This is a genomic window from Actinoplanes sp. NPDC049681, assembly GCF_044465265.1.
In the GTDB taxonomy this organism is placed as follows: Bacteria; Actinomycetota; Actinomycetes; order Mycobacteriales; family Micromonosporaceae; genus Actinoplanes.
Window position 1 is genome coordinate 14,808 of the sequence record NZ_JBITLP010000006.1, and the last position, 14,514, is coordinate 29,321.

General features: G+C 72.1%; 15 protein-coding genes. 9 read left to right on the forward strand and 6 right to left on the reverse strand.

The features are described 5' to 3' along the window. Positions 1-82 precede the first annotated feature (82 nt). Positions 83-1,363, forward strand: a complete 1,281-nt coding sequence (locus ACIBO8_RS21810) for a hemolysin family protein (protein WP_396117126.1) — start codon at positions 83-85, stop codon at positions 1,361-1,363. Here ACIBO8_RS21810 and ACIBO8_RS21815 read toward each other — a convergent pair. Continuing rightward, complete coding sequence (locus ACIBO8_RS21815) at positions 1,360-3,699, reverse strand: glycoside hydrolase family 65 protein (RefSeq protein WP_396117127.1); 2,340 nt, start codon at positions 3,697-3,699, stop codon at positions 1,360-1,362. The two genes, ACIBO8_RS21810 and ACIBO8_RS21815, sit on opposite strands and share 4 nt — an antisense overlap. Then, complete coding sequence (locus tag ACIBO8_RS21820) at positions 3,692-4,600, reverse strand: PfkB family carbohydrate kinase (RefSeq protein WP_396117128.1); 909 nt, start codon at positions 4,598-4,600, stop codon at positions 3,692-3,694. The genes ACIBO8_RS21815 and ACIBO8_RS21820 overlap by 8 nt, the downstream gene beginning before the upstream one ends. A gap of 147 nt (positions 4,601-4,747) precedes the next feature. Here ACIBO8_RS21820 and ACIBO8_RS21825 point away from each other — a divergent pair, with 147 nt between their 5' ends. The 3 genes from ACIBO8_RS21825 (at position 4,748) to ACIBO8_RS21835 (ending at position 6,675) form a co-directional block, all read left to right on the forward strand. Continuing rightward, complete coding sequence (locus ACIBO8_RS21825; RefSeq protein WP_396117129.1) at positions 4,748-5,326, forward strand: GAF domain-containing protein; 579 nt, start codon at positions 4,748-4,750, stop codon at positions 5,324-5,326. 85 nt (positions 5,327-5,411) lie between these two features. Beyond that, positions 5,412-6,323, forward strand: coding sequence for a diacylglycerol/lipid kinase family protein (locus ACIBO8_RS21830; RefSeq protein WP_396117130.1), 912 nt, complete (start codon positions 5,412-5,414; stop codon positions 6,321-6,323). Between the two features lie 124 nt (positions 6,324-6,447). Next, positions 6,448-6,675, forward strand: a complete 228-nt coding sequence (locus ACIBO8_RS21835; protein ID WP_396117131.1) for a hypothetical protein — start codon at positions 6,448-6,450, stop codon at positions 6,673-6,675. Positions 6,676-6,697: 22 nt separating this feature from the next. Here ACIBO8_RS21835 and ACIBO8_RS21840 read toward each other — a convergent pair whose 3' ends face one another. Further along, positions 6,698-7,807: an MBL fold metallo-hydrolase gene (locus ACIBO8_RS21840; protein ID WP_396117132.1), complete on the reverse strand. Its 1,110-nt coding sequence runs from the start codon at positions 7,805-7,807 to the stop codon at positions 6,698-6,700. A gap of 117 nt (positions 7,808-7,924) precedes the next feature. Between ACIBO8_RS21840 and ACIBO8_RS21845 the strand changes: the two genes are divergently transcribed. Genes ACIBO8_RS21845 through ACIBO8_RS21865 form a run of 5 tightly spaced genes read left to right on the forward strand, consistent with a single transcriptional unit; the run spans position 7,925 to position 11,745 of the window. Continuing rightward, positions 7,925-8,503, forward strand: a complete 579-nt coding sequence (locus ACIBO8_RS21845; RefSeq protein WP_396117133.1) for a hypothetical protein — start codon at positions 7,925-7,927, stop codon at positions 8,501-8,503. A 34-nt stretch (positions 8,504-8,537) separates the two neighbouring features. Then, positions 8,538-10,022, forward strand: a complete 1,485-nt coding sequence (locus ACIBO8_RS21850) for a deoxyguanosinetriphosphate triphosphohydrolase family protein (protein ID WP_396117134.1) — start codon at positions 8,538-8,540, stop codon at positions 10,020-10,022. 38 nt (positions 10,023-10,060) lie between these two features. Continuing rightward, the gene (locus ACIBO8_RS21855) at positions 10,061-10,612 is read left to right on the forward strand and encodes a hypothetical protein (RefSeq protein WP_396117135.1); all 552 of its coding nucleotides are present in this window, start codon (positions 10,061-10,063) and stop codon (positions 10,610-10,612) included. Positions 10,613-10,621: 9 nt separating this feature from the next. After that, positions 10,622-11,368, forward strand: a complete 747-nt coding sequence (locus ACIBO8_RS21860) for a HipA family kinase (protein WP_396117136.1) — start codon at positions 10,622-10,624, stop codon at positions 11,366-11,368. Further along, positions 11,365-11,745, forward strand: coding sequence for a DUF3037 domain-containing protein (locus ACIBO8_RS21865; RefSeq protein ID WP_396117137.1), 381 nt, complete (start codon positions 11,365-11,367; stop codon positions 11,743-11,745). The genes ACIBO8_RS21860 and ACIBO8_RS21865 overlap by 4 nt, the downstream gene beginning before the upstream one ends. On the opposite strand, the gene ACIBO8_RS21870 is transcribed toward ACIBO8_RS21865, so the two are convergent. The 3 genes from ACIBO8_RS21870 to ACIBO8_RS21880 are packed head-to-tail and all read right to left on the reverse strand — an operon-like array spanning position 11,742 to position 14,441. After that, entirely contained in the window at positions 11,742-12,611 is an 870-nt protein-coding gene (locus tag ACIBO8_RS21870) for a transglutaminase domain-containing protein (protein WP_396117138.1), read from the reverse strand. The two genes, ACIBO8_RS21865 and ACIBO8_RS21870, sit on opposite strands and share 4 nt — an antisense overlap. Continuing rightward, positions 12,612-13,448 carry a MerR family transcriptional regulator gene (locus ACIBO8_RS21875; protein WP_396117139.1) on the reverse strand — a complete coding sequence of 279 codons (837 nt, stop codon included), beginning with the start codon at positions 13,446-13,448 and terminating at the stop codon, positions 12,612-12,614. 42 nt (positions 13,449-13,490) lie between these two features. Beyond that, positions 13,491-14,441, reverse strand: coding sequence for an SDR family NAD(P)-dependent oxidoreductase (locus ACIBO8_RS21880; protein WP_396117140.1), 951 nt, complete (start codon positions 14,439-14,441; stop codon positions 13,491-13,493). Positions 14,442-14,514: the final 73 nt, after the last annotated feature.

The following is a 14,514-nucleotide window of genomic DNA, read 5'->3' on the forward strand; positions in this document are numbered from 1 at the left end:
TTCCCGCCCGGCGCCGCACGACGGTGACGGTCTGTCGCTAGCGTGTGGGTCTCGTGATCCCTACGCCGAGGAGCTGGATGGCATGGGCGGGCAGATCGTGCTCGTGCTGGTGCTCGTACTGGTGAATGCGGCCTTCTCCGGCAGTGAGATGGCGTTGGTCTCGTTGCGCGACAGCCAGGTGCACAAGCTGGAGCGCACTTCGCGCGCCGGGCGGGTGCTGGGCCGGCTGACCCGGGATCCGAATCGGTTCCTGGCCACCATCCAGATCGGCATCACGCTGGCCGGCTTCCTCGCGTCCGCCGCCGCAGCCGTGTCGCTGTCGGAACCGCTCATCGAGCCGCTGGGATTCCTCGGCGCCGCCGCCCGGCCGACCGCCATCGTGCTCGTCACCATCGTGCTGACCTTCGTCACGCTGGTCATCGGAGAGCTCGCGCCGAAGCGGATCGCGATGCAGCGTACGGAAGGGTGGGCGCTGCTGGTGGCCCGCCCGCTGGACCTGCTCTCGACGATCTCCCGCCCGGCGGTCTGGCTGCTCTCCGCCGCGACCGACCTGGTGGTACGCCTGGCCGGCGGTGACCCGCGGGCGCAGCGCGAGGAGGTGAGCACCGAGGAGATCCGCGACATGGTCGCCGCGCAGCAGGACTTCTCCGCCGAGCAGCGCACGATCATCTCCGGGGCGTTCGAGATCGCCGACCGGATCCTGCGGGAGATCCTCGTGCCCCGCCGCGACGTCCTCTCCCTGACCACGGGGCTGCGCAGCCGCGACGCCCTCGCGCAGCTGATCGCCGGCGGCCACTCGCGGGCGCCGGTGGTGGGGCCGGCCGGGCTCGACGACGTCATCGGGGTGGTCCACCTGCGCGACCTCATCGGCGCCGACGGGCCGGTCGATGCGGTGGCGCGGCCCGGGCTCTTCCTGCCCGAGACGCTGCGGGTCTCCGACGCGCTGCGGCAGATGCGCCTCGAGCGGCAGCAGCTCGCCATGGTCGTGGACGAGCGCGGGGCGATCGACGGGATCATCACGATGGAGGACCTGGTCGAGGAGATCGTCGGCGAGATCTACGACGAGACCGACCGGGACGTGCAGTCGGTCGTGAAGGAGCCGGACGGCGCCCTGCTCATGCCGGGCTCCTTCCCCATCCACGACCTGCCCGACATCGGCTTCGACGGCGACGTACCGGACGAGGGCGACTACACCACGGTCGCCGGCATGGTGCTGGCCGCGCTCGGCCACATCCCGACCGGGCCGGGCGAGATCGTCACGCTACCCGAGTTCACCGCCGAGGTGGTCGAGGTGACCGGCCGGGCGATCACCCGGGTCCGGCTTCGGGCGTTGCAGCGCAAGGACGCCGGAACCCCCGATTAGGTACGGCGTTCCGGCGCCCGCGGAGACGGCGGCGCGGGCCGGCTCTCGACCGGCTCCAGCGCGATCGTGGTCCGCTCGCCGGCCGCCACGGTCAGTTCCGATCCGTGGTGCTCGAACGTCAGGTCGGCGCCCGTGACCGCGTACGTGACGTCGGCCCGCGTGACCGTCACCCGTACGCTGCTCTCCCGCCACCGCAGGCAGAAGCTCAACCGGGGCACGCGCTCGGGCAGGCGCGGCGCGAACGACAGGCGGCCGCCGTGATCGCGCAGCCCCCCGAAGCCCTTCACCAGCGCGATCCAGGCGCCCGCGCACGCCGCGATGTGCAGGCCGTCGCCGCTGGCCTCGCCGCCGGAGCGCAGGTCCAGCAGGGCGGCCTCCGCGGCGTAGTCGTACGCCAGGTCGAGGTGGCCGGTCTCCGCGGCCAGCACGGCCTGCGCCGGCGCCGACAGCGACGAGTCCCGCACGGTACGGGCCTCGTAGTACACGAAATTGCGCCGCTTCTCCTCCAGGCTGAAGGCGTCGCCGCGCAGCATCATGGCCAGCACCAGGTCCGCCTGCTTCACCACCTGGCGGCGGTACAGCTCGAGGTACGGGAAGTTGAGCATCAGCGGGTAGTCGTCGTCCTTGGTCTCGTCGAAGTCCCACTCCTGCAACCGGGTGAAGTCGCGGTGCTGCTCGTGGACCTCGCGGCGGGACGCGTACGGGACGAAGAGCCGCCGCGCCGCCGACCGCCACGCGCCGATCTCCTCGGCGGTCACGCCGGGAGCACCCAGCCGCTCGGCGGCGTCCGCGGCGCCGAGCAGGTTCTGCTGGGCCATCAGGTTGGTGAAGACGTTGTCGTCGACCAGCGCGGAATACTCGTCCGGCCCGGTGACCCCGGCGATGTGGACGACGCCCTCGTCGTCGGCGTGGGTGACCCGGCACCACAACCGCGCGGTCTCCACCAGGATCTCCAGGCCCGCCTCGCGGAGGAACTCCTCGTCACCGCTGGCGGCGACGTAGCGCAGCACCGCCGCCGCGATGTCCGCGTTGACGTGCAGCGCCGCCGTCCCGGCCGGCCAGTATCCCGAGCACTCGCTGCCGCCGATGGTCCGCCACGGGTACGCCGCGCCGGCCAACCGCAGCTTCCGGGCGCGTTCCCGGGCCAAGCCCAGCGTCGCATGCCGCCAGCGCAGAGCCAGGCCCACACAGGCCGGATGCGTGTACGTCAGCACGGGCAGCACGAAGGTTTCCGTGTCCCAGAGCACGTGGCCGTCGTACCCGTTGCCGGTCAGCCCCTTCGCGGCGATGGGGTGCGGCCCGGCCTGGGCGCCGGCCTGCAGCACGTGGAAGAGCCCGAAGCGGACGCCCTGCTGCACCTCCGGATCGCCGTCCAGCTCGACGTCCGCGGTCTCCCAGAACTCGTCGAGGTATTCGCGCTGCCGCGCCAGCAGCTCGTCGAACCCCAACCGTACGGCCTCGTCGCGGTCGCCGAGGGCCTTGTCCACAAAGGCCGAAACCCCGGGCGCGTTGTCCACAGGCCCCGGCACGCCCCATGCATAGGCGAGAAACTTGTCGAGCCGCAGCGGCGTGCCCGGTTCGAGGGTCGTGCTGACCACGGCACGGATCCGGTTCGGTTCCGAAGATGTGGTGAGAGACGACGCGGTGAGGGGAGGACCGACGTGGGCCACGGCGGACGCCACTGTGATACCGCTGCGGCGCGTGCAATGCAGCAGCACGTCCGGCGAGTGCGAGAGCGACTCCAGCGGCGCGTGCAGCACTGCCGACGCCCGTGGGTCGTCGCGCTGATCCGGCTGGTCCTCGTTGGCGAGCAGGTCCGAGTCGATCCGGATCCGCACCGGGCGCTCCAGCGCCTCCACCTCGTATCGGACGGCCGCGACGGCGGGCTGCGGAAACGAGACGACCCGGACGCTGGTGATCCGCACCGCCGCCCCGGACGGGGAGACCCACTCGACGTCGCGGCGCAGGGTGCCGGCCCGCAGGTCCAGGCAGCGCTCGTGACGCCGCACCGTGCCGGAGCGGATGTCGAACCGCTCGTCGTCGACGGTCAGCGAGATCAGCTTGCCGTCGGGCGCGTCGACGATCGTCTCGGTGCGCTCCGGGAAGCCGTAGCCGGCCTCGGGATACTGGAGGTCGCGCTCCTCGAAGAGCGAGTTCAGGTAGGTGCCCGGCATTCCGCACGGGGTGCCCTCGTCGAGGTTGCCGCGCAGCCCGACGTGCCCGTTGGCGAGGGCGAACACCGACTCCCTCTGGCGCAGGGCGGAGGTCCTCAGCTCCTCGCCGGACAGACCGGTCTCGCGTACGGTCCACGGGTCCGCCGGTCCCAGGTCACTCACCGGCCAGCTCCCCCACCCGCTTCGCCAGATCCTCGGTGCGCAGGTCCGGCCGGCCGCTGGGATGCCCGACGGTCGCCCCGGACGCGGCCACCGCCCACCGGGCCGCCGTCGCCTCGTCCTCGCCGCGCAGCAGGGAGGCTGTCAGCGCCGCCGTGAAGGCGTCTCCTCCCCCGGTGGTGTCGACGACCTTCTCGTCGGTGAGCGGCAGCCGCAGGTCGCCCTCGCGCCACACGAAGAGGTTGCCGTCCTCGACGCCGAGCGCCAGCAGCCGCGGGCCCTGGTCCAGCAGGCGCCGCGCGTTGTCCACCGTCGGTTCGCCGTCGAACAGCAGTCGCGCCTCCTTCTCGTCGGCCCGCACCACGTCCGCCGCGGCGAGCAGCTCGTCCCGGCGCTGCTCCGGCACGCCGTCGAGAACCACGAGCCGGCCCGCGTCGTGCCCGATCCGCGCGGCGGCCAGGGCGGCCGCGGCCGGCTGCTGCAACTGCACGAGTACGGCGTCAGCATCGGCGATGACCGCACGCGCCGACTCGACGTCACGTTCGGTCAACAGCACGGCCTCGGGCAGGTGCTGGACGTACCGCCATTTCCCGTCGGTGTCGAGCAGCTCCACGATCAGCCCGGTGAGGGTGTCGCGGCGGCGTACCACGGCGGTCACGTCGATGCCGTCCCGGCGGGCCTGGTCGAGCAGCACGTCGCCGATCACGTCCTCGCCCGCCACGGCGACGAGCCGGGGGCGGACGCCGAGCTGGGCGAGCGCCACCGCCTGGTTGGCTCCCTTGCCGCCCAGCTGCTCCCGGCGGCCGGCGGCGTCGCCGGCTTCCCCGGCGCCGGGCACGGCATCGACGGTCAGGACGAGATCGCGGGCGAGTTGCCCCACTACGGCCGCTACGGGTGTTGTCACGATGATCTAGTACCCGACAGTTTGTGCGACATTCCCTCGCCTCCGCGTCTCCCGGGAGATTTGCCTGCGCTCAGCCATTGCGGGCGCCCCCGAGAGTTTCATTAGGCTCACAGTGACCGCGAGCGATCAATGCGTGAGGGGATTCCCGTGACGAACAGTAGCCCGGTGTCGGGCGGCGCCTATGAATACCTGGACAACGTCAGCCCCGACGAACAGCGCCGCCTCGACGCCGTACGCCGCTACCGCCTGGTGGATCAGCCGGCCGAGGACGCGTACGACCGCATCGCCTTCGTCGCGGGCGCGATCTTCGACACCCCGATCGCCACGGTCTCGCTGGTGGAGCAGGACCGGGTCTGGCTCGCCGCCTGTCAGGGGCTCACCGGCGTCCGCGAGGTCGGCAAGGAGCCGGGCCTGTGCGCCTCGGTCATCGCCCAGGACGACGTTTACGTGATCAACAACGCGGCGGTCGACCCGCGCACCCTCGAACATCCCCTGGTCCGCGGCGAGCTGGGACTCCGCTTCTACGCGGCCGCCCCCATCCGCACCCACGACGGCTACCGCCTCGGCACGGTCAACGTGATCGACAACCGGCCGCGGGAGGCGACCGCCCGCCAGCTGAAGGCGCTGGAGCACCTCGCCTCCATGGTGTCGGACGAGCTCGAGCTCCGGCTGATGGTGATCCGCAGCGCCGCCGCCGAACAGCGCATGCGCGAGTCGGTCTCCTGAGGCCGCCCCCGGCGCCGCTGCCCTGCTAGCGCGGTCGCCGGCGGGGCATGCGTAGTAATTCGGCGGTTGGGGTATCGGCTGCGGCATGCGGACTCCCCGGAAAGTCGCTGTGGTCGCCCATCAGCGCAAGACGCTCGACGGCGGGCTCGACGAGCTGCGCCGGCGGATCTCGGACGAGGGCGTGCAGGATCTGCTCTGGTACGAGGTGCCGAAGAGCAAGAAGGCCCCCAAGCAGGTCCGGCGCGCCCTGAAGGAGAAGCCCGATCTGCTGATCGTGTGGGGCGGTGACGGGATGGTGCAGCGGACCCTCGACACCGTCGCGGGGGCCGAGGGCGGGGCGAAGGTGCCGGTCGGGATCATTCCCGCCGGAACCGCGAACCTGCTCGCCACCAACCTCGGCGTCCCCCACGACCTCGAGAGGGCCGTGCAGATCGCCTTCCACGGGCGGCGGCACCGGCTCGACCTCGGGGTGCTCAACGGGGAGCATTTCGCCGTCATGGCGGGGATCGGCTTCGACGGGGCGATGATCCAGGACGCCGACGGGAAGCTGAAGGACCGGCTGGGAAAGCTGTCGTACGTCTGGACCGGGTTGCGCCACCTCGACGACGCCGCACCCGAGGCGAAGATCAAGGTGGACGGCACCGACTGGTTCAAGGACGACGCGACGTGCGTGCTCGTGGGTAACGTCGGCACGATCACCGGCGGGATCACGGCGTTCGACGACGCCAAGCCCGACGACGGGTGGCTGGACGTCGGGGTCGCCACGGCGCGGGGGGCCGCGCAGTGGGCGCGGACGATGGGGCGGATGGCGGTGGGCCGGTCGGAGGACTCGCCGTTCGTGCACATGACCCGGGCCCGGCGCATCGACGTGAAGCTGCGCAAGCCGCTGACGTACGAGCTGGACGGCGGCGCGCGCGATGCGGTGAAGAAGATCCGGATCGAGGTCGCGCCGGCCGCTGTCAAGGTCTGCGTGCCACGGCAACAATCGGATAGCTGACACTGCCGTCCGTACCCTGAATCGCTGTTTATGGGGTTTTAGCGCTCTCAATCCGCTGGAAACGGGCGGGTCGACGCCCTCACACTGGGTCCGTCCGACACCGCTACGGCTCCAGGGGGTTCGTGTGACGTACCACGCAGCGAGCGTTGCCACGGTGATGACCGCCACCACCGTGATCGTGATCGGCTACCGGGTCGGGCGGGCCCACGCGGCCTGGCGGGATGTGCGCGCAGCGAAGCGCGACCTCCCCGCCAAGCGGAAGACTGCCTGGAGCCACACCCGGCCACTGCTCCTGGGCGCCCTCTTCATGGTGGCCACCTTCGTCACCGCGGCATACGACGCCGCGCACTGAGCGACCGTCCCTCGAGGGGCGATCAGAGCTGCTGCCACCAACCGTCGACGGGCGGCGGGTTGTCCACGTCGACCCGCTCGCCCGGACGGGGCACCGCCAGCCGCACGTCCCGGGCCTTGGCCTCGCGCCAGGCCCGGTCGGCCGGCTCCGCCCAGTCGTGCAGCGCGAGGTTGAAGGTGGCCCAGTGCACCGGGATCATCAGGCCGCCCCGGACGTCGACGTGGGTCGCCACCCCGTCCTCGGGCACCATGTGGATGTCCGGCCACGCGTCGCCGTACGCCCCGATCTGCACCAGCGTCACGTCGAACGGCCCGTGTTCCTCCCCGATCCCGGCGAAGCCGGGGAAGTAGCCGGTGTCGCCGGAGTAGAACGCCTTGCGGTTCGGCCCGGCGATCACCCAGGAGGCCCACAGCGTCTCGTCGCGGGACAGGCCCCGCCCGGAGAAGTGCCGCGCGGCCGTGGCGACGAACTCGATGCCCGCCACCGTGGTGCGCTCGTCCCAGTCCAGCTCGACGATCCGGGTGGCCGGTACGCCCCAGCGCTCGAGGTGCGCCCCGATGCCCAGCGGCACCAGGAACGGCGCGGCCTGCAGGTCGACCAGGTTGCGGATCGTCTCCATGTCGAGGTGGTCGTAGTGGTCGTGGGAGATCAGCACCGCGTCGATCGGCGGCAGCGAGCGCAGCGGCACCGGCGGCTCGTGCAGGCGCTTGGGTCCCTGCAGGCGCGAGGGGGAACAGCGGTCGCTCCAGACCGGGTCGACGAGGATCTTCCGGCCCTCGATCTCGATCAGTGCGGAGGAGTGCCCGTACCAGGTCACGTAGAGCCCGTCACCGCCGGTCTCCGGGGTGACCACCGGGATGGGGCCGGCGGGATAGCGGTGCTCGCGCCCGGTCAGGGCTGCGGCGAGCAGGCGCGGCATGGACGCGACCGCCACCTCGCTGGCGGGCACCGTGTTGCGGAACTTGCCGTCGGAGAACTGCGGCGAGCGGGCGTAGCGGGCCCCGCGCTCACCCTCGGCGCGGCTGCCGATCTTGCGAGAGCCCATCTGCAGCGGGATGTCCCGTGCCGCCCACACCGCCGCCGCGCCCAGCGCGAGGGCGACCCAGGCTGCTCTTCTTGTCGGCTTCGCCATGCGCAGTTCCTCCGTGTCGATTCCGTCCCGACTGCCAAGTCTGACCGGCTGTGGCCGTCCGCCGCCACCGTGTGCTGTGGATCTCCTCAGGATGTGGTCCTGTGTCACACTGCCGCCGTGACAGTCGACACTCTTCAGGCCCAGCAGCAGCTCATCGTGCGGCAGCGCGTGCGTCTCATGGTCAATCAGTACGAGATCCACGCGGTCGGCCCGGACGGGTCGGAAGCGGGCATCCTCGCCTTCGCCCAGCAGAAGCGGATGGCGTTCAAGGAGCAGGTGACGCTCTACACCGACGACACCAAGTCCGTCCCGGTTCTCGGCTTCAGGGCGCGTCAGGTCATCGATCTCGGCGCCACGTACGACGTGACGGACGCCGCGGGCACCCCCATCGGCCTGTTCCGTAAGAACTGGAAGGAATCGCTGCTGCGCTCGACGTGGCACCTGGAGCAGCCCGGCCACGGCGAGATGATCGGCCGGGAGTCGAACATGCTCGTCGCGATCCTGCGCCGGTTCGTCGACTCGCTGTCCTGGCTGCCGTACCACTTCGAGTTCGTGCTGGGCGACCGCCCGGCGTTCTCGGTGGTCAAGAAGTGGGGCCTGCGCGACCGGTACGTGGTGACGATCCACGACCCGCAGCTCGACCGCCGCCTGGTCGCGGCCATGTCCGTGGCCCTCGACGCCCTGCAGGCGCGCTGACGGATCCCCGTAGCCGATGTAATAGCGTCGGGCCATGGAGGATCTCCGCGCCCGGCGCCTTTTCGGCGACGGCCTCGTCGCCCCCGGCGACCTGGCGACCAGCCCGTTCCGCGTGGACCGGGACCGGATCGTCAGCTCGCCGTTCTTCGCCCGGCTGGCCGGCGTCACCCAGGTGATCAGTCCCGGCGGGGGCGGCCTGCTGGTGCACAACCGGCTGACCCACAGCCTCAAGGTCGCCTCGGTCGGCCGGGCCATCGCCGAACGGCTGCTGCGCGGGTACGCCGACACGCTCGAGAAGCTCGGCGGCTGCGACCCGGACGTGGTGGAGGCGGCGGCGCTGGCGCACGACCTCGGCCACCCGCCGTTCGGGCACCTCGGCGAGCGCGTGCTCGACAACCTGGCCCGGCAGCGGCTGGGGCTGCGGGACGGCTTCGAGGGCAACGCGCAGTCGTACCGGATCGTGACGAGCACGGAGATCCGCGGCCAGGCGACGATCGGCCTCAACCTGACGGCGGCCACCCGGGCCGCGATCCTGAAGTACCCGTGGACCCGGCGCAGTCATCCGTCGCCGCACCCCCGGTTCCTGGACCCGCCGCCACGGGGTGCCGCCACTCCCCCGGACGACCCGGACGGTGGTTCGCTCAAGTTCGGCGCATATTCGACCGAGGTCGAGGACATGCTCCAGGCGCGCCAGCCCTTCGCCGGGCGGGTCGCCGACTGGCAGCAGACGCCGGAGGCCTCGGTCATGGACACGGCCGACGACATCGCGTACGCGATCCACGACCTGGAGGACGTGCACCGCGTCGGCGTCCTGCAGCAGGGCGCGGTGGCGGCCGAGCTGATGGCGTGGCAGCGTACGGACTTCAGCGACGTGCCGGACGCCGATCTGGTCGCGCGCCGCCCGGGCAGCTCGATCGAGGCGCTGCGCCGGCAGTTGCACCGCAAGGACGGCTGGGTGGCCGACGACGACGCCTTCGACGCGGCGGTCGAACTGGTCCGTGCCGAGCTGGTCGACGGCCTGCTCAGCGTTCCCTTCGACGGTTCGCTCGAGGCCGAGGCGCAGGTGGCCGCGTTCTCGGCGGCGTGGACCCGGCGGCTGGTCGAGTCCATCGAGGTGACCGAGACGCCCGCCGTCCGCTCGGGGCACGTGCTGCTGGCCCCGGCGCAGTGGCACGAGGTGCAGGTCCTCAAGTTCGTGCAGAACCGGTTCGTGCTGGCCCGCCCGGATCTGGCGCTGCACCAGCGCGGCCAGGCCAGGCTGCTGAGCTCGTTGGTGGAGGCGCTGCTGGGATGGCTCGCCGACCCGGACGAGGCCGAGCGGCTCCCGCGCCGGCTGCGGGACCTGGTCGAGCTGGCGGAGCTCGAGCTGGCCGAGGGCACGCCGGACGCGCTGACGCGGGCCCGGGGCCGCGCGGTGATCGACTTCGTGGCGGCGCTCACGGACAGCCAGGCCGTGGCCCTGATGGAGGCGCTGTCCGGCCGTACCCGCCAGCTCTGGACCGATGCCTTTGTGCTCTGACCTTGGCGCAACACCTGCAACGGTGTAAGCATATAATCATGCGCTATCGTCCATCGTCCGGAAACCGGACAGAGCCGCCACCCGCGGACGACGCCGCCGCCTGGATCACCGGCGCCGCACCCGACGGATGGTTCGCCGAGCCGCCCCACGTCGTGATCGACCGCGACGAGATCATCATCTGGGGCCGCGTCCCCGCGCCCGAGCTGGGCGCCGACGCCACCGACGCCGACCGCACGGCCGCCGAGGCCGGTCGGATCCATCAGTTCCGAGAAGACACCCGCGACGACCGGATCAAGGTCGCCCGCCAGGTCGAGCACCGCTACCAGCGCAAGGTGAGCTGGGGCGTGCGCTGTGGCGACACCAACGAACTGTTCACCCATCTGTCGGCGCCGGTGATGACCCGCCTGCGCCAGCCCGAGCGGCAGGTGCTCGACACGCTCGTCGACGCCGGCGTGGCCCGCAGCCGCTCCGAGGCACTCGCCTGGTGCGTCCGTCTGGTCGGCGAGCACACCGACGAGTGGCTCACCGAGCTGCGCAATGCCATGACCCGGGTCGAGGACCTGCGCCGGCGAGGTCCCGACACCCCCTAAAGTAGGCGCGTGCTGCCCGAGGTCACCGCCGTCCGATACGTCACCCCCCTCCGGGAGGGCGGCTCGCTGCCCGGCATCGTCGAGGCGCACAACCTCGGCACGTACGTGGTGAAGTTCCGCGGCGCGGGTCAAGGCCCCAAGGCGCTGGTCGCCGAGGTCGTCTCCGGCGAGCTGGCCCGGCGCCTGGGGCTGCCCGTGCCGGAGCTCGTCGTCGTGGGGCTCGACCCGGTCGTCGCCCGGGCCGAGCCCGACGAGGAGGTGCAGGAGCTGATCAAGGCCAGCGCCGGCGCGAACCTCGGGATGGACTACCTGCCGGGAGCGCTGGGTTACGACCCGGTCGCCCACCCGGTCGAGGCGGACCTGGCCTCGCGAGTGCTGGTCTTCGACGCGTACGTGGAGAACGTGGACCGCAGCTGGCGCAACCCCAACCTGCTCGTCTGGCACGGCGACCTGTGGCTCATCGACCACGGCGCGACCCTGTACTTCCACCACAACTGGCCGCGGGCCGAAGCGGTGGTGCACCGCCCGTACAAGTGGGACGACCACGTGCTGAAGCCGTACGCGACCGGCCTCGCCGCCGCGGCGGCCGAGCTCGTGCCGCAGCTCACCGGCGAGCTGCTCGACGAGGTGCTGGCCCTCGTGCCCGACGAGTGGCTGGCCGAGTTCGACTTCGAGACCGCGGACGAGGCCCGCGCGGCGTACCGGGACCATCTGCTCGCCCGCGCGGCGCGGCCGGAAGCCTGGGTGCCGGCATGAGCAGGGTCGCCTACGAGTACGCGGTCATCCAGGCCGTTCCCCGGGTCGAGCGCGGCGAGCTCATCAACGTCGGGGTGGTGCTCTACTGCCAGCGGCTCGACTTCCTCCGCGCCCGTACGCACCTGCACGAGCAGCGCCTGCTCGCCCTGGACCCGAACGCGGACCTGGACGACATCCGGGCCGCGCTCAAGTCGTGGGAGATCACCTGCGCGGGCGGCGCGGACGGGGGCGCGGCCCGCGAGATGAAGCAGGGCGAGCGTTTCCGCTGGATGGTGGCCCCCCGCAGCACCATCCTGCGCGCCGGGCCGGTGCACATGGGACTCGCCGACGACCCCGACGCCGAGCTCGACCGGCTCGTCGCCCTGCTCGTGCACTAGCAGCGGGCGGCCAGATCCACCTTCGTCACCGGTCCGCGCGGCGAGAAGCTCTCGATCGTCGTGGCGGGGTGCAGGCGGTCGTCGGCGGCGTACCAGGCGGCCAGCTTGCGCTCGGCGGCGTCGTCACCGGCGTCGGCGGCGATGAGCAGGGCCGCCACCTCGTCGATCAGGCCGAGGTCGCCGTCGAGCTCCTGCGACATGACGCCGAAGCCGTCCCACAGCAGCAGCTCGTCGCCGTAGCGGTGGGCGGTCTCGTTCAGAACGTAGTTGCGGATGAACCAGCCGCCGCGGATCGGGCTCGCGGGGTGAACGCCGTAGCCGGTGGGGTCCAGCTCCCCGCGCCGGAACGCGGTCCACACCTGCGATGCCGGCTCCAGCCCGCCGGCTGACAGCGGCACGTCGAGCGTGTCCACCGGCATTCCCCACTCCGGGTCCAGCTGGGTGTCCGCGGCCCGCCAGCGGGAGCCGTCCCACCACTCGGTGATCACGTGATCGAAGTGGAAGTCCGCGTCCAGGTACGCGGCGAACCCCACCCGGCTGCGCGCCGGGACACCGTGCGACCGCAGCGCCGCCACGGTCAGCAAGGTGTAGTCGCGGCAACAGCCGACGATGCGGTCCTCCGGCGCGCGCTCCGGGGTGAGCAGCGATCCGGGGAAGCGCCGCTGATCGTGGGCGATCATGCGGTCCACCCAGCGGCTCTCGATCTCCTCGAGCCGGTCCGGGGCGAAGTCGATGCCGGAACCGCGGTAGTGCACGACCAGGTTCCGGACGGCGGCACCGAGCGCCGGCACGTCGGCGGGCAGCTCGGCGAGCAGGCCGGCGAACTCCCGCGGGTCCGAGTACGCGCTCTGGCGGGTGTAGTCCATCTAGGGCTCCTCGATCGGTTGGGCGACGTGGACGAAGGGGTCCGTGCCGGAGATGTCGTCCCACCGGGCGATGTAGACCTCGCGGGCGGGAGCGGTGGTGAGCAGCGGGCCGGCGGCGACGTGGGCCTCGAGCGCCGCGTACGCCTGCATGATCCGCGGGTAGTAGCAGTCGTCCCGGATCACCGTCGCGTACGCCTCGGTGTGCGCCGGCTCGACCCGGATGACCATCTCGCCGACCGGCTCGGCGGGGCCGGCGAACGGCACGCACACCTCGATCGGCGCCTCGTTGTCCGGCGTGACGAACCCGTGGTAGATCACCCAGTGCTCGGCGGTCTGCCGCGCGCCGCACGCGTCCAGGATGCCGCGCAGTTCCCACTCGCCCCGGCGGATCGCGTCGAGCAGGCCGCGCTGGTCCGTCTCGTAGCGGATCGCGGCGACCTTGGTGGCGGGCACCGCGCGGTGGCGGACCTCGTACCCGGGCTCGGGCCGGCCGGCGGCGAGCAGGTGGGCGCGGAACCACACCATGCTGCTGCGCCGGGCCTGCATGTCCTGCTCCTGCCCGGCCCACCAGCGGTCGAGGCGGGCGACGGCCTCCTCGTCGGTGCCGGACAGCACCTCGGCCACCACGGCCAGGGGCATGTCGAGCTGGCGGAGCAGGCTGATGCGCCGGGCCCGGTCGAGCTGGCTCACGGCGTACCGTCGATATCCGCTGACCGGATCCACCTCGGTGGGCGGCAGCAGGCCGGAGACGTCGTAGAGACGCAGCGCCTTGATGGAGAGGCCGGCCCGCCGGCCGAACTCGCCGATGGTCAGGCCGCGGAGGTCGTGCGCGTTCATGGCAGGGAGTCTGCACCCTGCCCCAGGGGACGAGTGAAGACCTCAGTGCCGCCGCATGCCGCGCCGCAGGGCCAGCGCGGCGGCGGCGCTCAGAGCGATCGCGCCCGCGGCCGCGGCGCCCACCGCGAACCGGCCGAGCCGCCCGGGTCCACCCTCGGTGCGCGGCCGGCTGGCGAAGACGTTGCCGTCGTCGGGCGGGGCCGGCTGCGACCGGGACAGGCCGAGCCGGCCCATCAGCGGCCCGACCAGGGCGTCGTAGACCGGCGGCAGGGCGGTGAAGCCGAACTCGATGAAGCGGTTCGTCGCTCCGACGGACAGCTCCCGCCGCGGCCGGTCGGCGAGCCGCACCACGGCCGCGCCCATCCGCTCGGCGCTGTCGACCGGGGGCGGCGGACGGCCGACGAACCCGGCGTAGTTCGCCGCGCTGGTGTAGATGGGCGTGTCCACGCTGCCCGGCACGAGCTGGCACACGTGGATGTCGGGGACGTCGCGGGTCTCCTGCCGCAGCGTCCGGGCCAGTGCGCGCAGACCCCACTTGGCCGTCGAGTACGCCGCCATGTTCGGCGCCGTGATGTGCCCGACGAGCGAGCTGCACAGGATGAGCGTCCCGTGCCCCTGGGCCCGGAACACGCGCAGCGCGGCCCGCGCCACGTTGGCCGGCCCGAGCAGGTCCGTGGTGATCACCCGGTCGAAGACGTGCGGCGGCAGATCCTCGAAGCGGCCGTACGCCATGACCGCCGCCGTGTCGGCCCAGACGTCGATGCGCCCGAAGCGCTCGACCGCCGCCTGGGCCAGCTCGTCGACCTCGGTACGGACGGTCACGTCGACCGGCATGACGAGCGCGTCGCCGTCGCAGTCCACGGCCACCTTCTCCAGGTCGGCAAGGCCGCGCGCGGCAAGGACGAGCTTGTCACCGCGGGCCGCGAAGGCCAGCGCGGCGGCCCTGCCGATACCGCTCGACGCACCGGTCAGGACGACCACCCGAGAGCTCATGGCACAGCGATACCCCGCGCCGGAGCCGGCTATCAGCCCGTGATGCTTTCTTTTCCGCCGCGAGCGGGGAGAC